The organism is Cryobacterium roopkundense, from assembly GCF_014200405.1.
GTDB classification, from domain to species: Bacteria; Actinomycetota; Actinomycetes; order Actinomycetales; family Microbacteriaceae; genus Cryobacterium; species Cryobacterium roopkundense.
Genome location: NZ_JACHBQ010000001.1, coordinates 4,305,973 through 4,329,331, shown reverse-complemented (window position 1 = coordinate 4,329,331; position 23,359 = coordinate 4,305,973). Strand labels below are relative to the sequence as shown.

19 protein-coding genes, 3 tRNA genes and 1 pseudogene are annotated in these 23,359 nt (G+C 63.8%); 13 read left to right on the top strand and 10 right to left on the bottom strand.

Annotated features, from left to right (window positions below; translation table 11 throughout):
* The first annotated feature begins 1,216 nt into the window (after positions 1 to 1,216).
* Positions 1,217 to 1,873: a hypothetical protein gene (locus tag BJ997_RS20150; protein WP_035840288.1), complete on the top strand. Its 657-nt coding sequence runs from the start codon at positions 1,217 to 1,219 to the stop codon at positions 1,871 to 1,873.
* Between the two features lie 261 nt (positions 1,874 to 2,134).
* On the opposite strand, the gene BJ997_RS20145 is transcribed toward BJ997_RS20150, so the two are convergent.
* Positions 2,135 to 2,452, bottom strand: a complete 318-nt coding sequence (locus BJ997_RS20145; protein ID WP_052542755.1) for a hypothetical protein — start codon at positions 2,450 to 2,452, stop codon at positions 2,135 to 2,137.
* Positions 2,453 to 2,715: 263 nt separating this feature from the next.
* Between BJ997_RS20145 and BJ997_RS20140 the strand changes: the two genes are divergently transcribed.
* The 7 genes and pseudogenes from BJ997_RS20140 to BJ997_RS20110 all read left to right on the top strand — a co-directional run bounded on the left by BJ997_RS20140 (position 2,716) and on the right by BJ997_RS20110 (position 8,822).
* Positions 2,716 to 3,312 (top strand): recombinase family protein, encoded by a 597-nt coding sequence (locus BJ997_RS20140; protein ID WP_035840286.1) that lies wholly within the window; start codon positions 2,716 to 2,718, stop codon positions 3,310 to 3,312.
* 7 nt (positions 3,313 to 3,319) lie between these two features.
* Entirely contained in the window at positions 3,320 to 4,702 is a 1,383-nt protein-coding gene (locus BJ997_RS20135) for a Mu transposase C-terminal domain-containing protein (protein WP_035840285.1), read from the top strand.
* A 2-nt stretch (positions 4,703 to 4,704) separates the two neighbouring features.
* Positions 4,705 to 4,971: pseudogene (locus tag BJ997_RS20130) on the top strand (AAA family ATPase); the annotation flags it as partial.
* Positions 4,972 to 5,115: 144 nt separating this feature from the next.
* Positions 5,116 to 6,705: an IS21 family transposase gene (gene istA, locus BJ997_RS20125; RefSeq protein ID WP_035840902.1), complete on the top strand. Its 1,590-nt coding sequence runs from the start codon at positions 5,116 to 5,118 to the stop codon at positions 6,703 to 6,705.
* Positions 6,705 to 7,472: an ATP-binding protein gene (locus BJ997_RS20120; protein ID WP_035840905.1), complete on the top strand. Its 768-nt coding sequence runs from the start codon at positions 6,705 to 6,707 to the stop codon at positions 7,470 to 7,472. Before istA ends, BJ997_RS20120 begins: the two co-directional genes overlap by 1 nt.
* Before the next feature lie 100 nt (positions 7,473 to 7,572).
* On the top strand, positions 7,573 to 8,076 hold the full coding sequence (locus BJ997_RS20115; protein ID WP_183323713.1) for a hypothetical protein: 504 nt from the start codon (positions 7,573 to 7,575) through the stop codon (positions 8,074 to 8,076).
* On the top strand, positions 8,073 to 8,822 hold the full coding sequence (locus BJ997_RS20110; protein WP_183323711.1) for an ATP-binding protein: 750 nt from the start codon (positions 8,073 to 8,075) through the stop codon (positions 8,820 to 8,822). The genes BJ997_RS20115 and BJ997_RS20110 overlap by 4 nt, the downstream gene beginning before the upstream one ends.
* Positions 8,823 to 9,160: 338 nt before the next feature.
* On the opposite strand, the gene BJ997_RS20105 is transcribed toward BJ997_RS20110, so the two are convergent.
* Positions 9,161 to 9,234 (bottom strand) — tRNA-Met (locus tag BJ997_RS20105).
* Between the two features lie 33 nt (positions 9,235 to 9,267).
* Positions 9,268 to 9,339 (bottom strand) — tRNA-Thr (locus BJ997_RS20100).
* 124 nt (positions 9,340 to 9,463) lie between these two features.
* On the opposite strand from BJ997_RS20100, the gene BJ997_RS20095 reads away from it, so the two are divergent.
* On the top strand, positions 9,464 to 10,762 hold the full coding sequence (locus tag BJ997_RS20095) for a nucleotide disphospho-sugar-binding domain-containing protein (RefSeq protein ID WP_183323709.1): 1,299 nt from the start codon (positions 9,464 to 9,466) through the stop codon (positions 10,760 to 10,762).
* Between the two features lie 4 nt (positions 10,763 to 10,766).
* Here BJ997_RS20095 and BJ997_RS20090 read toward each other — a convergent pair whose 3' ends face one another.
* From BJ997_RS20090 to BJ997_RS20080, 3 genes are all read right to left on the bottom strand, one after another.
* A complete protein-coding gene (locus BJ997_RS20090) occupies positions 10,767 to 11,690 on the bottom strand; it encodes a sugar ABC transporter permease (RefSeq protein WP_183323707.1) in 924 nt (307 codons plus the stop codon).
* A 1-nt stretch (position 11,691) separates the two neighbouring features.
* Entirely contained in the window at positions 11,692 to 13,314 is a 1,623-nt protein-coding gene (locus tag BJ997_RS20085; RefSeq protein WP_035838199.1) for an ABC transporter permease subunit, read from the bottom strand.
* Positions 13,315 to 13,427: 113 nt separating this feature from the next.
* Entirely contained in the window at positions 13,428 to 14,654 is a 1,227-nt protein-coding gene (locus BJ997_RS20080) for a sugar ABC transporter substrate-binding protein (RefSeq protein WP_035838201.1), read from the bottom strand.
* A gap of 171 nt (positions 14,655 to 14,825) precedes the next feature.
* Between BJ997_RS20080 and BJ997_RS20075 the strand changes: the two genes are divergently transcribed.
* Together BJ997_RS20075 and BJ997_RS20070 are read left to right on the top strand one after the other, a co-directional pair.
* Entirely contained in the window at positions 14,826 to 16,502 is a 1,677-nt protein-coding gene (locus tag BJ997_RS20075) for a glycoside hydrolase family 13 protein (RefSeq protein ID WP_035838203.1), read from the top strand.
* Between the two features lie 183 nt (positions 16,503 to 16,685).
* A complete protein-coding gene (locus tag BJ997_RS20070) occupies positions 16,686 to 17,486 on the top strand; it encodes a GTP pyrophosphokinase (protein ID WP_338042589.1) in 801 nt (266 codons plus the stop codon).
* Positions 17,487 to 17,579: 93 nt separating this feature from the next.
* Here BJ997_RS20070 and BJ997_RS22005 read toward each other — a convergent pair whose 3' ends face one another.
* The 3 genes from BJ997_RS22005 to BJ997_RS20055 all read right to left on the bottom strand — a co-directional run bounded on the left by BJ997_RS22005 (position 17,580) and on the right by BJ997_RS20055 (position 20,015).
* Positions 17,580 to 18,812, bottom strand: coding sequence for a M23 family metallopeptidase (locus BJ997_RS22005; RefSeq protein WP_152602288.1), 1,233 nt, complete (start codon positions 18,810 to 18,812; stop codon positions 17,580 to 17,582).
* Between the two features lie 203 nt (positions 18,813 to 19,015).
* On the bottom strand, positions 19,016 to 19,840 hold the full coding sequence (locus tag BJ997_RS20060; RefSeq protein WP_052542503.1) for an inositol monophosphatase family protein: 825 nt from the start codon (positions 19,838 to 19,840) through the stop codon (positions 19,016 to 19,018).
* A gap of 93 nt (positions 19,841 to 19,933) precedes the next feature.
* Positions 19,934 to 20,015: transfer RNA gene (locus tag BJ997_RS20055), tRNA-Tyr, on the bottom strand.
* Between the two features lie 154 nt (positions 20,016 to 20,169).
* Between BJ997_RS20055 and BJ997_RS20050 the strand changes: the two genes are divergently transcribed.
* Both BJ997_RS20050 and BJ997_RS20045 read left to right on the top strand, forming a co-directional pair.
* Complete coding sequence (locus BJ997_RS20050) at positions 20,170 to 21,186, top strand: LacI family DNA-binding transcriptional regulator (RefSeq protein WP_035838205.1); 1,017 nt, start codon at positions 20,170 to 20,172, stop codon at positions 21,184 to 21,186.
* 38 nt (positions 21,187 to 21,224) lie between these two features.
* Positions 21,225 to 21,713 (top strand): YajQ family cyclic di-GMP-binding protein, encoded by a 489-nt coding sequence (locus tag BJ997_RS20045; protein ID WP_035838207.1) that lies wholly within the window; start codon positions 21,225 to 21,227, stop codon positions 21,711 to 21,713.
* 261 nt (positions 21,714 to 21,974) lie between these two features.
* Here BJ997_RS20045 and BJ997_RS20040 read toward each other — a convergent pair whose 3' ends face one another.
* A complete protein-coding gene (locus BJ997_RS20040) occupies positions 21,975 to 23,354 on the bottom strand; it encodes an FAD-dependent oxidoreductase (protein ID WP_035838209.1) in 1,380 nt (459 codons plus the stop codon).
* Positions 23,355 to 23,359: the final 5 nt, after the last annotated feature.

The following is a 23,359-nucleotide window of genomic DNA, read 5'->3' as shown; positions in this document are numbered from 1 at the left end:
GGCGTTACTGCAGGACGTGACATTCTTGGGGATCTTGATGATCCCATCAGGACGATCGTTCTAATACTTCTCGGCACAGGGGTTATTGCCGGCTTCTTGGCAGTCGCGTTTGCAGTTCGCGCCTCAATTGGGTGGCCGGCGAATGCAGCCACACATGACCCGATGTCACTAGCAAGATGGGAGCAGCGAGAAGTCACGCTAGGCGTTCGATTGATTCAGTGGTCCATGACACTCGCTGGCCTCGCTATCGGCTCTATTCTGGTCGCCTTGGCACTATCTCTACCCGCTCCAACTAGCGACCGGGTCCTCATACATACCGTCTCAGAAGGAAGTTACTGCTCCGCTGACATCGCCTTAGACAAGGAATTTGCACACTTGTCAGTCGGTTCGCTGAGCGTCAAGATCCCACGAGAGGACATCTCTTCGATCTCGAGTGTTGCAGTGTGCCCGTAGGTCTCGTATCGGCTTGCTCTCGAACTCTCGTCGCCGCACAGAATGCAGAGTGGTCTCCCGTGATGGGCATCCGAGGTCCGGAGGGCGAGGGCGCGGCTATTGAACGGAGCGCAGGAAACGCCTCAGGAACTCTGGCAGCGCCGTCTTCGGGTCGGATCCGATCAGGGAGCCAGCGGACCACGACTCCAGCGTCAACCCACGCGGGCACCAAACGGCGACATTGTTAGCATTCAACCGGCGCTCGACGTGGAGCAGCTGAGAGAGCTGTTTCACGCAGAAAGGGCGCGTCGATCTTCTCGTTCGTCTGGAAATCGATGGCTGTGTTTCCGGTGATCCAGTCGGCGTCAGGCCGCCACCCGATTGCTCCCCTCGACCTTGAGTTCCGGGCGTAGTCCTCTCCCTGATGTCCATCGAGGTGTACCCAATTGAGCACGTCAAGAATCCTCCAGAAGCTGTGAAGTTCAGCGCTCCGTGGCGGCATTCTTTGATCGCTTGGTGTCGCAAACGAGGATGCTCGCGGCGACTTCAATGACATGGTTGTGCTCTGCCGAATCGCGAGGGCTTGCAGGTGACGTTAGAGCGTCGCGGGTCCAGCCGACGAGACGTGCTGCACAGACGAGTCCCCGCGGCGCAGTTCGTTCTGGAGTCGTCGCCCTGTTTTGGGGCCTCACCTCGGAGGCTCACCCCCCGATAACCTCCATTTGCAGCCGCCAACGGAGGCGACACGAAGTGGGGAATCATGAAAGCACGAAACAAAGTGGGAATGCGCATCGCTGCGCTCACGATCGCACTCCTGACATTCGCGGCGCCTGCCGTGGCCGCCGAACAGCCGGCCGACAGCGGGGGCGGGGCAGCTGAGTCAACGTCCGAGACCACCGGCGTCACCAAGGCCGACGGAAGCACGGTGTTCAATACAGAACAGTCGCAGTTGACCATCCTTCCGTCCACCGGGCGTCAGCCTTCCGAGGCTCGGCTAAGTGTTCTGGCGGCGTCGATCTCATGCAATCTAAATGTTCAGAATGTGCACGGCTCGACGCATGTCTCGGGCACGATCAACGGCGTCGCCGTGATCTCCTGCACGGCGGCCGCGGGCAGCCTGACGTTGCACTATTCGTTGATCCGGGTGTCTCCCAACTACACCCAGTGGGGTGCAGGGTCGAAGTCGAACGCGGGCCAGAAAACTCTCCAGAACAACAGAGCGGTTTCTTGCAGCGAGGGACCAGGCAATTTCCAGGGCTGGGCGCAGGGTGTAATTAGTCCACCTCCCGGCTACACGCTTGTTGGCCCCGCTACCTCCAGCAAATACGGCAACAACACGGGAGTCGCTTGCGGAGTCTCGCAAAGCATCGCCGGGAACAGCGAATCGCCCAGTAGCGAGACCACAACGGTCACCTTCGTCCGCTCCGATCTGGCCGGCTGACGGCGAGACTGATCGCAACTCGTTCACCCAGTAAGGACACAATTCTCCTGCTGTAGGGAAGTAGCCGCCCTGATGCGAGAGGGGATAGAGGAAATAACCTTCTATCCCCTCTTTCATTGCCTGCCACCTGCCGTCATCTATTGCTGACGCCGGGAGTTTGGGACGTGTTCGGCGGGCGCAGCGCGCTCCCTGGAGCGGCGGATGGTTTTACCGGCGAAGTTAGGCGTAGCCGGTCGTCAGGTCACAATGAATAGCAGTCACTCATATCTTGACGAAGCGTCCGATCTCAACGGTTACACCCACATTGGGGTTGGTTCCGAGCAGGCGGATGAGTCCAGTCTTTCGCGGACTTTGGTACGAGCGCTCCGGTTCGTCGTCCATCTCGGCGAATACCTCAAAACGGCGTCCAGAAGAGTGCTCGTCCACCCATCGGAGCACCTCCGTGATGTCCTCGACTTCAGTGAGCGCGTAAGCGTCCAGCGCCCAGGCCTCCCCGGATTGCTGCCAAAAGTTCACGCGATAGTCGGGTGATTCGACGGATTCGCGCGGTTCCGCGTGAACTGTTTCGATTGGTCGCATGCTCATAACCATACAAGCCGGCGTTATGGATTCGCAGGGCGTCCCGCCGGCAATCGGGGCGCCACGGGAATCACTACGTGACCTTGATACGGCATCGGTCCAAGGGTCTCGGAAAGGTACAGCTTTTCGAGGCACCCATCTCGCCTTTCGGGCGAAGAAACGAGTTAGCGTCATTCCGGGGCACCACGTGTCTTGGAAACATGTCTCGCCATGAATTGTCTCTGGCGGGTACGCTCTGGGGTTTTCTGAGGCAAAATGGTTATGTGAGACATCTTGGGTATACACGGGTCAGCACTTCAGGCCAAGACGCGAAGCTCCAGCTCGACGCTCTCGTATTGGCCGGGGTGCAAAAACGCGACGTGTTCGCCGACGTCACTTCTGGGAGCAAGACCGCGATCGAGCGCCCCGGAATGAAAAAACTGCTCGCCTATGTGGAGCCGGGTGACACCGTCGTCGTGTGGCGAGTGGATCGGCTCGGCCGATCCTTGATCGACGTTCTGAACACGGTGAAGTTGCTGCGGGAGCGCGAAGTGCACCTGAAAAGCATCTCCGACGGCATTGATCCAGCGACAACGTCAGGCCGGCTGATGCTGAACATGCTCGCGACTCTGGCCGAGTACGAGAGGGAGCTGATCGTCGAACGCGTCAACGCCGGCATCGCCGCGGCCAGGCAAGGCGGAACCCGGTTCGGTCGGCCGTTGTCGGATCCGGTCGTGATCGCCGACAAACTCAAACTCGTCACCGAAGCCCGCGCGAAGGGCCGCACCGCCGGGGACGCGGCGCGTCTTGTCGGGTGGAGCCGAGCCACGCTCTACCGCCACCAGCAAGCCCTCGCTGCCCGCGAGAGCACCCCCATGTAGCTGCCCCATGGATGGCACCGAGCGGTGGCGGGTTCTTCGACTGCACGTCGAAGACCAAGTCCCGCTCACTGCCCTCGCCCGTGACACCGGGATCAGTGCGCGCACGCTGCAACGCTGGCACCACCTCTATCGGACCCAGGGCATCTCGGCCCTGGATCCGCACCCCCGCGCCGACTCGGGCACGCGACGCACGGCAGCCGAGACGGTCGCGTTCATCGAACATCTCGCGCTGACAAGGCCTCGCCCCAGCATCGCGATGCTGCACCGACTTGCCCGCGCGGACGCAACCCAGCGGAACGCGCCCGAGCCGAGCTACGCCGCTGTCTATGAAATCGTCAAAGCCTTAGATCCCGCCTTGGTCACGCTCGCGTTAGAGGGCCCGGCCGCGTACCGCGACCGGCACGAGCTCGTATTTCGTCGCCGCGCGGACCGCCCCAATCAGACTTGGCAGTCCGATCACACCGAACTCGACATTCTCATCATCGGCGCCGACGGGAAACCAGACCGTCCCTGGCTGACCACAGTGATGGACGATCACTCGCGGGCCATCTGCGGCTACATCGTATTCAGCGGTGCGCCATCGGCGATCAATACCGCCCTCGCGTTGCGGCAGGCCATCTGGCGCAAAACCGACCCAGCGTGGGCCATGTGTGGCATTCCCGACATTCTGCACGTCGACCACGGATCCGACTTCACCAGCCACCACCTCGAACGCACCGCCGTTGCGCTCCACATCCGCATCATCCACTCGACCATCGCCCGGCCCCAAGGCCGCGGAAAGATCGAGCGCTTCTTCGGCACCGTTAACACTGAACTGCTCGCAGCCCTTCCAGGACACCTCGGGCCCGGCAGCCGCAAGCCGACCCCCACTCTGGACCTCCCAGCGCTGGACCGCGCGCTAGGAGAGTTCATCACGACCTACAACGACAGGCCCCACAGCGAACTCGGCATCTCGCCTCGGGACGCCTGGGTTGCTGACGGGTGGCTTCCCCGGATGCCCGACAGCCTCGAGGAGCTCGACGGGCTACTCCTCACCGTTCCGAAGAACCGGGTCGTGCAGCGTGACGGTATCCACTTCCAAGGCCAGCGGTATCTCGCCCCGACGTTGGCACCTTTTGTTGGTCACATCGTCACCATCCGGTACGACCCCCGCGACATCTCCGAAATTCGCGTCTATGACCGCGACACTTTTGTCTGCGTGGCCGTCGACGAAGCCCACCCCAATATTCGGCTCAGCCTTCGCGACATCGAAACCGCCCGTCGCGCCCGCAAACGCGAACTCCGCCACAGCATCAACGAACGTATCCCCGCCGTCGCCGCCCGCGAAGAACCTCGCAGCTCAGAGCCCAAACCGCCCCGCCGCCAGCTACGCACCTACGAAGAGGACTAACAATGACCCAGGCCTTCATCGTGACCAAAGAACACCGACGTTTCATCGAGTTCGCCAACGCGGTCCGCACCGAGAAGACAATCGGGATCTGCCACGGAGATGCCGGCATCGGCAAAACCAACTCCGCCCGTCGCTACGCCAACTGGGACACCCTCGAGCCATACATTAATGAATGGGGCCCCCGCGGCGACCACGACGCCAAGCACTATGCCCTCGCCAACCGATCCCGAACCGTCTTCTACACACCTGAAGTGCTCTGCAGACCAAAGATGGCGAGTAGCGCTTGTAGGTAGCGGTAGTCCAGCGACTCGGTAGCAGGATTCCGGGAACACGGTAGCGCTGGCGCTAATGAACTGCTGGGCTGTGGAAGGACAACGCGCAAGGCGTTGTCGTTCCATTGTTAAGGGCGGGTCATGGCGGATTATCGGAAAATATTGGGGTTGTTGCTCGAGGGGCGGAGCTACCGCGAAGTCGTAGAGATCGCTGGGTGCTCGCATCGCGACGTCGCCCGGGTCCGGCAAGAGGTCCAGGAACGAGGTGTCACCTCGGCGGTCGCGGTCAGCGACGCCGAGCTGACGGAATGGTTCCCCGACGGGCGCCGGAAAGTGTCGGCGGAGTATGACCAGCCCGACTTGTCTCGGGTTCTGGCATCAATGAAGGCGAACCGGCACTTCACGTTGCTGCTGGCGTGGCGTCGGTACGTCGACGCCAAGGACGCCGGGAAAAAGTACGGGTACTCGCAGTTCTGCGCCCTGTTCACCGGCTACCTCCGCACCCACGATCTCGTCGCGGTGCTGCGCCATGAGCCGGGTCGGGCGATGCTGGTCGACTGGGCCGGCGACACGATGGACATCGTTGACACGATCACCGGCGAGGTGGTCCGAGCGATCTTGTTCGTCGCGGTGTTGCCGTTTTCAGGGCTTCTGTTCTGCCGAGCTTACGCGGATATGAAGTCCCCGGCGTGGCTCGATGCGCACGTTCGAGCGTTCGCATTCTTCGGCGGCGTGACGCAGATCGTCGTGCCGGACAACCCGACGACCTCCACTCACCAGACACATAAGGGCGATGCGGAGCGGGTCGTCAACGCGAGGTATCAGCAGCTCGCGGATCACTACCAGACCGCGATTGTCCCGGCCCGAGTGAAGAAACCCCGCGATAAGGCGGCTGCGGAGAACGCGGTGAACGTGGTCAACAAACGAGTCATCGGCTACCTCGAGGACGACGTCTTCACGACGCTGAGCGAGTTGAATACGGCGATCGAAGAGCGCGTGCGTGAGATCAACCATGACATCCGCCGCGCCGACGACACGACCAGGTGGGAACGCTTCGACATGGAGGAGCGCGAGTTGCTCGGCCCTTTGCCCGATGCCGGGTTCGAGGATGTGCAGTGGAAGGAGCTGAAGGCGGCCCGGAATTACCACGTCACCGCGGACACGCAACGGTATTCCGTGCCCTTCGGGTTGGCGGGCAAGCTGCTGCGGGTTCGGCTGACGTCGTCCCTGGTGACGGTCTTCGACGGGCACGAGAGCATCTGCGAACATCCTCGGCTGACGGGGAGGAAAGGCCAGTACTCGACTCTTCCGGACCACGTCCCGCCGCAGCACCGCGATATCGACGGGTTGTGGTCAAGGCGGTGGTTCATCGACCGGGCGCGCAGCGTTGGGCCGGCCACCGTCACGGTGATCGAGCACATCCTCGACAGCCAGGTGATCGAGGCGCAGGGCTACCTGGCCTGCCAGAACATCCTCGACGGGCTCGGTAAGAACAACCGGGAACGGCTGGAGGCGGCCTGCCAGGCACTCGTGAACCGAGGCACCCATCCGACGTATTCGACGCTGAAACGGTTGATGGCGGCGATCGATAGTGACGCGAAGAAGCCCCGGCCGGTGACCCCGGCAGCCTCGACAGGCAAACGCAGCAACACGGTCGTGTTCCGCGACACCATCTCGGACGTTTACGTCCGCGATGCCTCCCACTACGCAGGCGACGAGGAGGGGAAGTGATGTTCACCAGCATCGATTACGACAAGTTCCGGGCCCTGCGCGTGACCCACGTCGCGACGCGCCTGGAGGAACTCATCCAAGACGAAGGCAACGACACCCTCACCCCCGAGCAGCTGTTCCTGACCGCGGTCGACGACGCGTTGGAGTCCCGTCGTATCAACAAGGTCGACAAGCTCATCCGCCAAGCTGCTTTCCCGATCCCGGGGGCCACGGTCGCGGAGGTCGACTACCGCGACGGGCGCGGGATCACCCCAGTCAGAATGCGACGCTATGCCGCCCATGACTGGCGCTCCGATGCGACGAACCTCCTCATTATTTCGCCCACCGGAGGCGGGAAGACCTACCTCGCCTGCGCGCTGGCCATCGGCGCCTGCCAGAGTGAGCACTCCGTTCTCTACTTCCGGATGGACGACCTCGCCCGAAGGCTTGTCATCGCCCGCGGCGACGGAATCGCCCATCAGAAGCTGTTGAACGAGCTCTCCAACATCGACCTGCTCATCATCGACGACTTCCTCACAGTCGGCATCGACAGCGACGCCGCCAGCGACTTGTTCGCGATCCTCGCGAACAGGGAACACCGACTACCCACGATGATCGCCTCGCAGACCGGGCCAAAGCACTGGGTCGCCGAGCTGCCCGACCGGGTCGCCGCGGACTCGATCGTGAACCGCCTCGCCAACAACGCCCGGATCATCAACCTCGGCCAGATTGACATGCGCCGGCACCGCAACGACCAAGCCCGCGCCCACGAGACCTACTGGGAGTGACCGAAGCGGCCCGGGCGCAAAACCCGGGCCGCTACCGGCTCTTCAGAACTGCGCTACCAGGTGCCTGGACTACCGCTACCATCAAGCGCCACTCGCCACCGTGCCCTTCAGCCACATCGGCGCCCACGTTGACCTTCGCGTCACGGACACGATGCTGGAGGTCTATCGGAACGACGAGCGCCTGACGAGCCACCTGCTGCTGCCGGCAAGCACGACGAACCAATATCAGACGAACGACGCGGACCTGCCCGAAGGGCGCAGCTTCCAAGCCTGGGACCGGTCCCGAATCGACGAGTGGGCCGGCCGGATGGGACCGGCCACGGTGACGGTGATCAGCAAGATCTTCGAAGCCGCCTCGATCGAGGAAACGGGCTACGACCCGGCATTGGCGGTGTTACGTCTGTCTCGCCGGTTCTCCCCGACCAGGGTCGAGGCCGCCTGCGCACTGGCGTTGCGGGGCCCGATCCGATCGCCGCGGTATGCGCACCTGCGGCCGATCCTGGATACCGGGCAAGACAAGACCGGGCACGTTCCCGACGAGCCGGAAGCCGATGACGGCGGTTACGTCCGTGGCAGCGCCTACTACGCCGGAGGCACCCGATGAGCCGGCTCGACACGGAGACTAAACGCAAGCTTCGGGAGATGAACGCCGGCGAGCTGCTGGAAGCGATCGACACCCAAGACGAGACCCTCAGTATCAGCTTGTCATTTGAAGAGCGGGTCCGGTTGGTCGTCGATGACGCATACTCCACCTTCACGCACTCGAAAGTCGCCGGGCTGATCCGGCGGGCCGGACTCCGTTATCCCAACGCCGATCTGCGCCGCATCGACCTGCTCGATGAGCGGTGCCTGAACCGGCAGCTCCTGACCCAGCTCGGCACGTGCTCATTCGTGACCCGGCAGCAGAACGTTGTCTTTCAGGGTTTCACCGGGTCAGGGAAGTCGTATCTGGGCTGCGCGATCGCCAAACGCGCCTGCGAACACCGCATTCGCGCCCACTACGTCCGTATGCCTGACCTCGAGGAAGCCTGGGTTGCTGCCCAAGACACCACCGGCGGCGCCGCGAAGTTCCTGCGGAAATATGCCTCCTTCACCCTCCTCGTCATCGACGAGTGGCTCCTTGATCGCCCGACAGAATCGATGCGCGGCATGCTGCTCGAGCTGATGGAACGCCGCTACGGGGAGAGCTCGACGGTGTTCTGCACCCAGTATCAGCAGAAGGACTGGCACAGCCGTCTCGGGTCCGGCGTTCACGCCGACGCGATCATGGACCGCATCATCCACAACACCGTCTGGGTCGAGACCGGCACCTACAACATGAGGGAGCAAGCAGCCCTGACCAGCGCCTAAAGATCCGGCGGAGAGAGCCAGTGGCTCCCAGCCACACCACCACTGGCTCTCTCCCGCACGAACGGTGGCTCTGAACCGCACGATCGGGTGGCTCTCAAAGCAGCAAATACTCAGTATGCGCACACCATCCAAGGCACATCTTTGAACCTCCGCACCAAGTGATCGAAGTACGGCTTGTCCACGCTTCCGAAGGAATGGCCGTAGACGAAGACTCGACTTGGGGGGGCTGAACAATCTGACTGATGAACTCACTCACGACCTCGTGCTGTGAACATGCGGGGTGAGCCCGCTACAACAGAGAAAAAGCCCCGGACTTCCGCAGAAATCCGGGGCTGTTGTAGCGGGAGCGGGAATTGAACCCGCGACACCACGATTATGAGCCGTGTGCTCTAACCAACTGAGCTACCCCGCCACGGCTTGTCGGCTGCTAGCGCTTCCAAGCCTGAGCCCCCTGTGGGAATCGGACCCACTACCTCTTCCTTACCAAGGAAGTGCTCTACCAATGAGCTAAGGGGGCAGAGCTTCTCAACCGCAGAAGCTGCGCCGCATTTTGGCAACCTGATCAGATTATCACCTGTTTGCACCTCGCCGTGACCGCCGCGATAACATGGGCTTGATTGACACGCATTCAGGGGGCGCACGTGGCACGAATTTTGATGGGAACGATGCCCACGACGGGTCATGTTCGCCCTGGTCTCGGTATCGCCCACGCTCTGGTCGCGGCCGGTCACGAGGTGTCCTGGTACACCGGATCCGGCTACGGCGACATGATCAGGGAAACCGGCGCCACGTTTCTGCCCATGTCTCCCGGCGTCGATCTCGACGACGACGCCGTGCAGCAGCTCGCCATCACCGCGGCCAGAAAGCCCGGCCTGAACGCGGTCAGATGGGGGCTTCTCAACCTATTCCTCATCCCGATACCGGGCTGGTTCGCCGAGTTGGACGAGATCGCCAAGCGTTTCCAGCCGGACGTGGTGGTCGTGGATCACGGGTTTGTGGCCGGCCTGTTTCTCGCCGAGAAACGCTCGATTCCGAGCGTGGCCTTTTCGTCCACCCCCCTCGCCCTCTCGAGCGTTGACACCGCTCCCTTTGGCATGGGATATGCGCCGTCTGCGTCCGCGGCGGGGAAGGCGAGAAATCGAGTGCTGAACGCGTCCGTCCAGCGTGTCGTCTTCGCGAACGAGCACAGAGCCGCAAACGAGGTGCGCCAGAGCCTCGGATTGCGGGCTCTCCCGAGTTTCTTTCTGAACTGGCACGTGGAGTTGGCCACACGGTACCTCGCCGCGACCATTCCCGAGTTCGAATACCCGCGGTCCGATCTGCCAGGCCATGTGCAGTTCATCGGCGCGCTGATTCCACCGTCGACGACGAACTGGACGCCTCCCGCTTGGTGGCCGGACGTAGCCGCAATCCGAGAATCGGGCCGGCCTGTGATCGTGGTCACCCAGGGTTCCGTCGCCCGCGAGCCGCGCAAGCTCCTGCTGCCCGCCATCCAGGCGCTCGCGACGGAGGACGTACTCATCGTCGCAACAACGGGGGGACCGGACCCCGAGCTGGTGCTCCCGCGGTCCCGTCGCCCCGCCAACCTCAGGCTCGAGCGCTTCGTTCCGTTCGACAAGCTGCTGCCCCAGGCAGACCTCATGGTCACGAACGGCGGGTACGGCGGCGTGCAGCAGGCCCTTGCCGCCGGAGTCCCACTGGTTGTGGCCGGGCAAACTGAGGACAAGATGGAGGCTAACGCGCGCGTCGCCTGGAGCAGGGTCGGCATCTCCCTCGCCAACGACCACCCCTCGCCGAAGCAGATCGCTCACGCCGTGGACACTGTGCTCACCGACCCACGCTACTGGTACCGCGCCCGCGAGCTCGCCCAGAGCTACGGGCGACTCGACGCCACCGCCCTGGCCGTCGAAGCCATCACAGCAGCCGCCGCCGGACGCTGAGCCTCTACTTCACGGATCCTGCCGTGAGTCCGCTCACGATGTACTTCTGCAACCAGAGGAACAGCGCCATCACCGGCAGGGCGGCAAGCACTGCTCCGGCTGCAAAGACAGAGTAGTTGGTGGAGAATTCTTGCGAAACGAATTGATACAGCCCCACAGCAAGGGTCTGCTTCTCGGGTGAGATGAGCACCACGCTCGCGATCACGAATTCATTAGTGGTGCCCACGAACGAGAGCAGGCCCACCACGGCGAGGATGGGCGACACGAGCCGCAAGATGATCGTGAAGAAGATGCGAGCGTGCCCCGCGCCGTCGATCTTCGCTGCCTCATCGATCGAGGCGGGGATCGTGTTGAAGAATCCGTACATAAGGTAGGTGTTCACGCCCAGGGCACCCCCGAGGTAGACCATGATCAGGCCGATCTGCGAGTCGAGCCCGATGAGCGGGAAGACGTCGCTGATCCCGTTGAGCAGCAGGAAGATCGCCACGACAGCAAGGAGCTGGGGGAACATCTGCACGAGCAGCAGTGTGAGGAGCCCGGTGCGGCGCCCCACGAATCGCATACGCGAAAAAGAATATGCTGCGAGGGCACCGAGGAACACTGTGCAGACCGACGTGACGGTGCCGATGATTAGGGTGTTCGCGTACCAGTCGGCGTACGGCTGCTGCGGCAGGTTGAACAGCGTCACGTAGCTTCCGATGTCGATCTGGTTGAAGAGCCCGTTCGCTGTGATCAAGGTGCCGCCGGGGTGCAGCGATGCCGAGAGCACATAGAGCAGCGGGAAGGCGGCGAAAACGGCCATGATCACACCAACGAGGTGGCGCCATCCGGTTGCCTTGAACCAGCGCGTGAAGTTGAAGGGTCGCTTCGTGGGGATGTATCGACGGGCCGTGTCTGTCGGGGCGGAGTGCGAGGCAGCGGTGCTCATGTCAGTTCAACTCCTCTAGCGCCTTGGTCTGTTTGAAGCTGATGATGGAGACGAGCGCCACCAGCAGGAAGATGATGATTGAGAACGCGCTAGCGAGGCCGTAATCCCGGTTGGCTCCCACGAAGGCCACCTTGTAAACCATCGTGATGAGGATATCGGTGGCGCCCACATTCACGCCGGCCGTGACATCACGAGGCCCACCGTTGGTGAGCATGAACACGAGGTTGAAGTTGTTGAACGCGAAGGCGAAGGACGCGATCAGGAGGGGTGCCACCGAGACCAACAGCAGCGGGAGCTTGATCAGGCGGAAGATCGCCCAGGGTTTGGCACCGTCGACCTTCGCGGCCTCCTGCAGCTCCTCGGGAATGGACTGCAGGGCCCCCGTCGTGACGAGGAACATATAGGGGAAGGTCAACCAGAGGTTCACGAAGATGATGCTGAACTTGGCCAGCCATTCGTTGGTGAGCCACGGGATGTCTGCGCCCCCGAACAAGACCTGATTCACAAAGCCGAATTGGGGGTTGAGCATGCCGGCCCAGACGAGCGCCGACAGAAAACCGGGAAAAGCATAGGGCAAAATCAGGATGACGCGGTACACATTGCGCCCGCGCATGCGCATGTCATTGAACACGATCGCGAGGAACAAACCGAGCCCGAAGGCCGTGCCCACCGAGAGGAAGGCAAAGGCGAAGGTCCAGATGGTGACGCTGATCAGCGGGCCGCGAATCGACTCCGTCGTGAAGGCCTTGGTGAAGTTGTCAAAGCCGATCTCGACCTTCCACCCCGGAAGGAGCTGCGAACCGTCGGAGGCGACGAAGGCGCCGGTGCTTTCGTCTGCTGAGTAGACCAGATTCTTGGTCGTGTCTGTCATGGTGTCCGCCGCCTCGTCATAGAGGAGGTCGGACAGGTAGAGATAGGCGCTCGAACCGTCTGGCGTACGAAGCGTGCCGTCGTTGGGATCGTCGGAGGTGGGCACCGACAGGGCCGCAATCGCCTGCTGGTTCGCCACGATGTCGCTGAAGCCGAGGGTCGTGTAGCCGGGGAGGGCGACGGCCTGACCGGCGGCATCCGTTTCGGCGTTGTTGACCTCGCGCAGCGGCGTGAGCTCGTCACCCACGCTCGCAGTGCCGTCTGGGTCTGTGACGAGGAAACTGTATTGGCCGAGGCGCTCGAGCACCGTCAGGTCGTAGCTGGGCGAATCGGGAACGCGCTGCTGCGAGCCCACGATGAGGGCGTTCACCGCGTCATCCTTCGTGCTGTTGTGACCCGTGCCGTAGTTGGTGAAGGCGATATACCCGGAGTAGCCGATGACGAAAATCTGGAAGATGGCGAGAAAGATCAGGCCGGGTGTCAGGTACTTGGCTGGCAGGCCGCCGCGCCGAAAGTAGACCCAGTTGACAGCGAGTGCGACTGCGAGCACGAGGCCGAACACGAGCCAGTCACGGTTCAGGCCGAGCACGAAGAGGGCGTAGAGGCTGATTGCGTCGACGACTCCCAGCAGCAGAATCTTGAGCAGCAAGACCTTCACCCCAACGGATGCCGCATCGGCGATGCGTCCGGCGCGCCGGGACTGCTTGGCCTTCTTGACCTGCGCGTCATCGCGCAGGGTCTGTGTTCTGGTCATGCTGGTCTGCTTTCTGGTGCCGGTCTGCGATGCGGGTTGTGCGTGCCCGGCGGGTGAAGCCGGGCGCGAATCGCCCCGACCCGCATGTGCGCGGGCCGGGGCGATTCGACGTGCTACTGAATGGCGGCCTGAATATCGGCCGTCATTGTCTGCCACAGCGTCGTCGGGTCGCCGCCGCCCGTGATGATGGCCGCCTCTGTGACGCCCCAGAACTGCCAGACCTTGCCCATCTGCGGGATGTTCGGCATGGGCACTGCGGAAGCCGCGACGGCGCCGAAGCCGGCGGTGATCGGGTCGGCCGACGCAGCCTCGAAGGCGGAGGTGAGCGCCGGGGCGCGTCCACCGACCTCGTAGAGAGCGGTCTGCACCTTTTCGGACCCGATGTAGTTCACGAGAAACTCATTGGCTGCGAGGGCGTTGGTGGTCTTGGCGCTCACCATGAAACCCTGCACGCCGACGAACGGCTGCGCAGCTTCCCCACCGGCCGACGGGATCGGATCGATCGCGAGGTCGATGCCGGCGGCTTCCGCGTCGGGAACGTTCCACGGACCGGTCACGAAGAAGGGCGACGCACCGGCGTTGAACTTCTCCTTGGCGATGTCGCCAGTAACGTTCACGCTGAGGTGCCCGGCTGCGCCCTCCTGGGCGAGCCAGGCTGCGTAGGCTTCTCCACCCGCGTTACCAATGGCGAGGTCATCCGCGTTGTAGCTGCCGTCGGCGTTCGTACCGAAGACGGGAGCTCCGAAGGAAGTCTGGAAGGGGTAGAGGTGGAAGGGGTCCGACTCCGGCCCGACCTGCACGAGAAACGGGAATTCCGTTCCGGCGGCGGTTCCGGCGGCGATCATGTCGTCGTAGGTGGCCGGGGCAGTGGGCGCGAGCGCCGTGTTACGGAGCAGGGCGATGTTCTCCACCGCGTAGGGAACACCGTAGGCCTGACCCTCGTAGCTCATGGCGGTGACGGCCACCTGCTGATAGTCGGCAGCGGAGTCGCCGAGTTCGACCGGCTGCACGACGCCGTTGCTGACGAAGTTTCCGAGCCAGTCGTGGGCGGCGATGGTGATGTCGGGGCCCTTGCCGGTCGGGACCTGGGCGATAAACTGCTCCTGGATCTCAGCGAAATCCTTCTGCACAAGATTGACCTTCACGCCGGACTCTTTCGTGAACTCCGCGGCGGCATCCTTGAGCACGGCGGCACGGTCGGCATCGACCCAGACAGTGAGTGCACTCGCGGTTTCGTCTGCCGGAACGCCGGAATCGCCGCCGGAGCAGCCAGCCAGCGCGAGAGTTGTCGCCACGGCCACAGCGCTGAACGCCAGCAGGCCCTTCTTGTTCACCTTCATTGGTGTTGCCTTTCGTAGAGAACGCTGCAGTTTGTGCAAGCGTTTACAGGTATAGCCCGAGTATGCACTGTCAGGACCACGCAGAGAACAATCGACACCGGTTCGTTACCAATAGCATCAGGTCTGCGTGCAAACGCTTGCACGCGGTGCCGAATGACATAGCATGAAGCAATGACAGGCACAGGTACAGAGTGGTGGCGCACGGCAGTTATTTATCAGATCTACCCGAGGTCGTTCGCCGACGCCAACGGTGACGGCATGGGCGACCTCGCCGGAATCCAGTCGCGCCTGCCGCAGCTGCGCGACCTCGGCGTCGATGCCGTCTGGCTATCGCCGTTTTACACTTCGCCCCAGCGCGATGCCGGCTACGACGTGGCCGACTACTGCGACGTGGACCCGCTCTTCGGAACCCTCGAGGACTTCGACGCCATGCAAACCGCGGCTCACGACCTCGGCATCCGCGTCATCATCGACATCGTTCCCAACCATTCCTCAAGCGACCACGCGTGGTTTCAGGAAGCGCTGCAGACCGCACCCGGAAGCGTCGAGCGCGCACGCTACATGTTCCGTGACGGCAAGGGCGCCACCGGCGAACTACCGCCGAACAACTGGAATTCAGTCTTCGGCGGCCGCGCCTGGACCCGCGTCACCGAGGCCGATGGCACTCCCGGCCAGTGGTATCTGCACCTCTTCGACAGCACCCAGCCCGACCTCGACTGGGAAAACCCCTGGGTACGCGATCAATTTCGCTCGGTGCTGCGCTTCTGGCTCGACCGCGGCGTCGATGGTTTCCGTGTAGACGTCGCCCACGGCATGATCAAGGCCGCGGGCCTCCCTGACTACACTCCGCCGGCAGACGGCGGCAGCATGGGTGGGGGCTCGGCCACCCTCGAGCCGGACATCAGCGCGGAACCCGCAGCCACGCCGCCCTTCTGGGCGCAGGACGGCGTTCACGAGATCTACCGCGACTGGCACGCAGTGCTCGCCGAATACCCCGGTGACCGGGTGCTCGCCGCGGAAGCGTGGGTCGACCCGCTCACCGAGGTGGCCAAGTGGGTTCGCCCCGACGAGATGCACCAGGCGTTCAACTTCGCCTACCTCGAGACCCCGTGGAACGCGCCGAAGCTGCGCCGCGTCATCGACGACTCACTCGCCGCGTTCAGCGGAGTCGGAGCCCCCAGCACCTGGGTACTCTCCAACCACGACGTCGTTCGACACGCCTCCCGGCTCGCACTCGGTGCCGAGAACCTGCAGGGCCACGGCATCGGCCCGAAGACCGAGGGTCTTCCCGACACTGTCGTGGGCCTGCGCCGCGCCCGGGCCGCCTCAAGCCTGATGCTCGCACTCCCCGGGTCGAGCTACCTGTACCAAGGCGAGGAACTCGGCCTGCCCGAAGTCATCGACCTTCCCGACTCAGCCCGCGAAGACCCCACATGGTTCCGCACCAAGGGTGAGCGCTACGGCCGAGACGGCTGCCGCGTTCCGCTCCCGTGGGAAGCCGCCGCACCCTCCTACGGCTTCGGTCCCTCCGCATCAAGCTGGCTGCCGCAACCCATCGAATGGGCCGGGCTCGCCCGCGACCAGCAGATGGGCGTGGCGGGATCCACTCTCGAGCTGTATACGCTTGCACTGGGCCTGCGTCGGCAGTTCGCGCTCGGACTCGGAACGGTCGACTGGCTTCCCGGCTTCCCGCCGGAGGTCGTCGCGTTCCGCTCCGGCGATGTGACGGTGATCGCCAACACCGGCGAAACCTCTGTCGCCTTGCCCGTCGGCGATGTGCTCCTGGCGAGCGAACCGCTCACGGGGCGCACCCTCCCCGGCGACACCACCGTCTGGTTACGCGCCTAACAGACGACCCCGCCCGCTGCCCGCTCTCGCGTTTTTCCCCGTGAGAGCGGGTCTTACGGCGGCTCCGCGGCACCCCCGGAGCGCGGCCTTCCCAGGTCGCGCCCCTGAGCATCCGCTCCCCACCCGGGGTATACGCACAAGGGCCGGTGGCACACTGGCTGATTCGTACATCGAGGGGGAACAGTGACTGACGAGGTCGACGACAGCACGCTGGCTGAGTACAGCCAGCTGCAGGCCATGCGCGAACTCAAGACTGAGCTCACGCGGTTCATGATGGCCTACAAGTTCGCGACCGACGAGATGATGACGAAGATCAACATCCTCAAGGAAGAGTTCAGTTCGATTCACGACTACAGCCCGATCGAGCATGTGAGCTCTCGACTGAAGTCGTCTGACGGCATCCTGAAAAAGGCCCTGCGTAAGGGCTGCCCGCTGGCCCTCGACGAGATTCGCGACCAGATTCAGGACATCGCAGGAATCCGCATCACCTGCAGTTTCGTCTCCGACACCTATCGCATTCGCGATCTGCTCACCGGGCAGAAGGACGTCACGGTGCTGCAGGTGAAGGACTACATCGCCTCCCCCAAACCCAACGGCTACCAGAGCCTGCATCTGCTCGTGGGAGTGCCGGTCTTCATGTCGGATCGCGTGCAGCAGGTCACTGTGGAGATTCAGATCCGCACCATCGCCATGGACTTCTGGGCCAGCCTTGAGCACAAGATCTACTACAAGTACCACGGCGCCGTACGCGAAACCCTGCTCGCCGACCTCAAACAGGCAGCGGATGTCGCCAATCGCCTCGACGTGAAAAAGGAGGGCCTGCACGACCAGGTTGTCGCCCTCGGGTCGACTGACGGCGACAAAAGAGACGGCGTCGGCACGCAGACGAGCCTGGGCTGGCTCGCTCAGCTGCCGATGTCACGCGAGGTTCTCGAGGCCTTCGTTCGTGGCCGCGCCGGCATCCCGGTTCCTCCGGCGGCGTAGCCCCTGCCATCCCCGCGAAAGCGGGCGGATCGTCCCGCCCAAGCGGCTCACCCGACGCCACCAGCCCTCGCGGAAACGAGCGACGCTCGAGAGTTAGTTCGTGTTGGCGTAGAGCCAGGCGAGCGGGTCGATCTTGGTGCCGTCGATGCCGCCGTCTCGGATCTCAAAGTGCAGGTGCGGGCCCGTGGACATTCCGGTGCTTCCGGTCTTGCCGATGACCTGGCCCACCTTGACGACGTCGCCGGTCTTGAAGTTCATGGATCCGTGGATCATGTGCGCGTACACGCTCGAGACAAGCTTGCCGTCGATCATGTGGTCGATGATCATGTGCACGCCGAGGCTGCCCTCGCCGTCTTCGGCGAGGCTCACGACGCCATCGGCGATGGACTGAATCGGAGCGCCGAGACCCGGGTTGAAGTCCTGGCCGCCGTGGTTCGCAGAGCAGCCGGCACAACTGCGCGGACCGATCTGGTCGCCGATGTGCACGCCGACGGCGAAGGGCCACTGGATCGTGCCATTGGGGTTGTTGGTGAAGGTTGCTTCCATGCGGATTCCGCTTGCGGCCGCGAATTCCGCGATGGTGCTCGTCTCGTAGCCGTCGCGTTCAACCGTGATGGTGTCGCCACCGGCGAGATCGAGGGTTTGTACACCCTCATCCTGACTCGGACGCTGCGCCGCGAGAGCGGATGCCTGCACGTCGGCCGTCGACAGCAGCGCCTGGGCCGGCAGCGATGTGGAAACCGCCATCAGCGCGACGAAAGACATGGCCGCCACGGTCATGCTCTTGGCCACAAACTTGCGCATGCGATCACTGACGGGCTGCGCGTGCGGTGAAGCGCGGGGAAGGGCGGAGGCCGGCACGAAGGTGCGCTGCGGCGCGTAGGCGGCCGCAGGGGTCGTGTCGGGCTCGTCGACGCGGAGCCGGCGCGGCCGCGTCGTGCGGGCAAACTCGTCGCTGCGCAGCTGGGAGCGAGTGGGGAGCGGGATCGAGGTTGTTGACGTCTTGCCCGGCGTGAGGAGAATGTCAGCGTCGGAGTCGCGGGCGTCGGCCGCCGCGGGCGCAGCAATCACCCGGTCTGACTCGGTAACGACGGCGGCCTCGAGATCGGGCTCCGCGAGCTGGCTGGCTGGGACAGACTCGGCTTCTTCGGTGAGCGGCGCCTGGACGATCGAAGCGACGAGATCGGGCGACACCGCGGCATCCGCTGTGACCATCGGCGTGGCATCGGAGACCGGGCCGGCCGTCGAGGCCTGACGCTCGCGCTCGCGCAACTCGCGTCGGGTGAGAGGGAGAGCGGGTTGTGAAGCGTCACTCGCGTCAGACACGGGGGCATCTGAGGGGCTGGAGTGACGTGACAAAAGGGCTCTTTCTACGCGGCGGGCAAAAAACTAATGTGGCTTTGTTGCTCGATCTAGCCGAAACGAAATATAATGAATCGGTCAAGGGTACCCCGCGGGGAGCGAAAAACCACATTCAGCAAGCAATTGCACCTCGAACCGGGGCCGCTCCCGCGAACGAGATTTCCCCGTTATTCCCTGGCTAGCCGGGCAAAAAGCCCGGCTAGGAGCGGTTCGAAAGCCAAGTAGAGATCGGGGGCGGCGGCAATCAGAAGATCCTTTCCCTCGGAGTCGGCGCCAAAAGCACCGACCTTGGCACCGGCCTCGGCCGCCACCAGCGCGCCGGCCGCGTGGTCCCACGGCTGCAAGCCCCGCTCGTAATACACGTCGAGGCGACCCGTCGCCACGGCACACAGGTCGAGGGCGGCGGCTCCCATACGACGGATATCCCGCACCTCGCCGATGAGACCCTGCACGACTGCGGCCTGCCACAGGCGTCGCGGCGCTTCATACCCGAAACCGGTTCCGGCCAGCGCCAGAGAGAGGGGCACACCGGTCTTCACCTTCAGAGGGCGATCGTTGAGGAACGACCCTTCCCCCGCCGCAGCCGTATAGAGCTCGCCGAGTGCGGGATTGATGACGGCCCCGGCGAGGGCGGTCCAACTGCTCGGCGCTGGGTCGCCCGCGACGACGGCGATGCTGACCGCATAGTGCGGGATGCCGTAGAGGTAGTTGACGGTTCCGTCGATGGGGTCGACCACCCACGTGAGCCCACTCGATCCGGCGGTCGCCTCGGATTCCTCGCCATAGAAGCCGTCGTGCGGCCGAGCGTCGGCGAGGCGGGCGCGTATGAGCGTCTCCACCTCGCGGTCGGCGTCGGTGACCACGTCTTCAGGGGATGACTTCGAGGCCGCGATGTTCACTCCCTCGGCGCGGCGGCGAAAGGCGAGCGCGCCGGCTTCGAGCGCAATCGTGCGGGCCAGGGAGAGCAGGTCGGTCGAAACGGCGCGAGTCATGCTTCCACGCTACGTGATGCACCACCCCACCAGCCGAACGACCGGTGAACGAAAAAAACGGGCCCGGATTTCTCCGGGCCCGTTCACTGCGTGTGGCGAGTGCGAGGTTCGAACTCACGAAGGCTACGCCGTCTGATTTACAGTCAGATCCCTTTGGCCGCTTGGGTAACTCGCCAGCTGCTGTCCGACTTGATGACTCACCGAATCGGACGTGCGAATTTAGAATACAAGACGAAGTGCCCCAGCGTGAAATCAGCCCCTGCACCCGGCTGGAAAATCCCCTCGATAAGATCAATCACCCGCACTTTTCTCGACTCGACAGGATGCCCATGGCCGGAATTGAGGACGTCGCCCGCCTCGCCGGAGTGTCCACGGCAACGGTGTCGCGCACGCTGAGCGGCAAGGGGCCCGTCTCCGCCGCCACGCGCCTCAAGGTCGAGGCCGCAGCCGAGCAACTCGGGTACGTGGTGTCGGCGAGCGCGTCGAGTCTCGCATCCGGTCGTACGAAGAACATCGGCGTCGTCATTCCCTTCCTCGGTGGCTGGTTTTTTCCGAGCGTCGTCGAGGGCGCCCAGCGTGCCCTCCTGCGTAACGGCTACGACCTCACCCTCTACAACCTCGCCGGTGGCGGGGACGAGCGCGCGAGTGTGTTCGACAATTTCCTGCTGCGCCAGCGACTGGATGCCGTGATCGCCGTGTCCCTCGAGCTCACCGAACACGAGGTCGACCGCCTCTACGCCGTGGGCAAGCCCTTGGTGGGCGTGGGCGGCCCCATCGGCGGCGTGCGCACTCTCACGATCGACGACCGAGCCGTCGCCCGGCTCGCGACGGAACACCTGCTCTCCCTCGGCCACACGCGCATCGGACATGTGGGCGGTAGCAAGGAATTTGACCTTGACTTTCACCTGCCCACTAACCGTCGCATCGGCTACGAAGCCGCACTGGAGACCGCCGGCATCGGCGTCTGGGCGGAGCTCTTCGAACCGGCCGATTTCACCATGCGCGGCGGCTACCAGGCCGCACGTCGCCTGCTCGAACGTGACCACGACCGTCCGACCGCCATTTTCGCGGCATCGGACGAGATGGCCATCGGATGCATCCTCGCGGCCCGCGACCTTGGGCTGACCGTTCCGGGCGACATATCGGTGATCGGAGTCGATGACCACGAGCTGGCCGACTTCTTCGGCCTCACCACCATCGCGCAATTTCCGCAGGGCCAGGGCGAGAAGGCCGTGGACGTTCTCATGGAACAGCTCCGGGACCGCCCAGTCGAGCCGGTGGGCCTGAACATCAGCATGCCCTTCGAGCTGAAGCAGCGCTCCAGCACGGCCGCCCCTCCCCGCTGACGGCGGGGGCCGCGCGACGACCGGATATCATTGCAGGCATGGCAGACTCAACGTTCGACATCGTCAGCAAGGTCGACCCGATGGAGGTCGACAACGCCCTCAACCAGGCTCACAAGGAAGTCGCACAGCGCTACGACTTCAAGAATGTGGGCGCCTCGATCGCGATGAGCGGCGAGAAGGTACTCATGAAGGCGAACACCGAGGAGCGTGTCAAGGCCATCCTCGAGGTGTTCGAGGCCAAGCTCATCAAGCGCGGCATCTCGCTGCGCAGTCTCGACGCCGGCGAGCCGTTCGCGTCGGGCAAGGAATACCGCATCGAGACCAGCATGAAGGCTGGCATCGATCAGGAGAACGCGAAGAAGATCGGCAAGATTATCCGCGATGAGGGGCCCAAGGGCGTCAAGAGCCAGATTCAGGGCGACGAACTGCGCGTGAGCTCCAAAAGCCGCGACGACCTGCAGGCTGTGATGGCCCTGCTCAAGGGCAAGGACCTCGACGTGGCCCTGCAGTTTGTGAACTTCCGCTAGCCCAGCTGCCCTGGGCCGGGACCGCCGACCTCCGGGGTCCACCTTCTGAACCGGGGTCCAGTTTCTAGACTGGGCCCACGTTCCGGGCCCGGGCCCCGTGCAGAGGTCGGTCGCGCCCTCGGCGACCGTGGCCGCGCCGCATGACACGGGGCGTCACGTGCACGCGGGCATTCCTCTGGCCTACCGGGCCCACCCTCTGAACCGGGGCCCAGTTTCTAGACTGGGCCCACGTTCCGGGCCCGGGCCCCGTGCAGAGAGGGGCTACTCCGCGCGGGAGATGGTTACCATTTCTTCGCGGGGGACGACCTTGATTCGGGTACGACCTGACGCCTCACCCAGGGCGAGCTCGTGCTGGTCAAGGTTGTGCCAGCCGTCGAGCCCGGTGTATTTCACGCCGCGCTCGTCGAGCAGGGCCACAATGCTCTCCTCCGACGGGGACTCGGGCCGCCACCAGTTGCCGAGGTCGTTGATGAGGTGGCGGATCGTCTCCATCGCATCGCTCTTGGTGTGGCCGATCAGACCCACCGGCCCGCGCTTGATCCACCCGGTGGCGTAGACGCCGTACATCTGCTGGTTGAACAGCCCGGTGCCGGCCTCGGGGTCGCGCCGCAGCACCTGTCCCTCGCGGTTGGGAATCACACCACGCTTCTTGTCGAACGGCACGTCGGGCAGCTCGGAGCCGAAATAGCCGACCGCCCTGTAGACGGCCTGCACCGGAATCTCGCGGATCTCCCCGGTGCCCACGACACCGCCGGCGCCGTCGCGCTTCGTGCGTTCCCAGCGGAACGCGTCCACCCGGCCCGTGCCATCATCGACGACCTCGAGCGGCTTGGCAAAGAAGTGCAGGTGCAAGCGGCGGCTCGCGCTGCCAGTCTCGCGCTGGCGCCACTGGTTCAGCACCTTGTCGATCACGAACACCTGCTTGTTGCTTTTCACGGCGTCACGCGCGGCATCGTCGTAGTCGAAGTCCTCGTCGTGCAGGATCATGTCCACGTCGCGAAGTTCGCCGAGCTCGCGCAGCTCCAGCGGCGTGAATTTAACGGATGTCGGTCCGCGGCGCCCGAAGATGTGCACGTCGGTCACCGGGGAGGCACTGAGCCCGGCGTAGACGTTCTCGGGGATCTCGGTGGGCAGCAGGTCGTCGGCGTGCTTGACGAGCATCCGTGCCACGTCGAGGGCCACGTTGCCGTTGCCGATCACGGCGATCTCTTTCGCCTCGAGCGGCCAAGTGCGCGGCACGTCGGGGTGCCCGTCGAACCAGCTCACGAAATCGGCGGCGCCGTAGGAGCCCTCGAGGTCTGCACCCGGAATCTTCAGGTCGGCGTCTTTCACGGCTCCCGTCGAGAAGATCACCGCGTTGTAGTGCTTCTTGAGGTCGTCGAGGGTGATGTCGACGCCGAAGCGCACGTTGCCGAACACGCGGATGTCCCCGCTGTCGAGCACGCCGCGGAGGGCCGTGATGATGCCCTTGATGCGCGGGTGGTCGGGGGCCACCCCGTATCGCACGAGCCCGTACGGGGCGGGCAGCTGGTCGAACAGGTCGATCGACACCTCGAAATTGCGTTCCGCCTTCAGCAGGATATCCGCGGCGTAAATGCCTGCTGGTCCTGCGCCGACGATGGCCAATCGTAATTTGGTCACTGAGA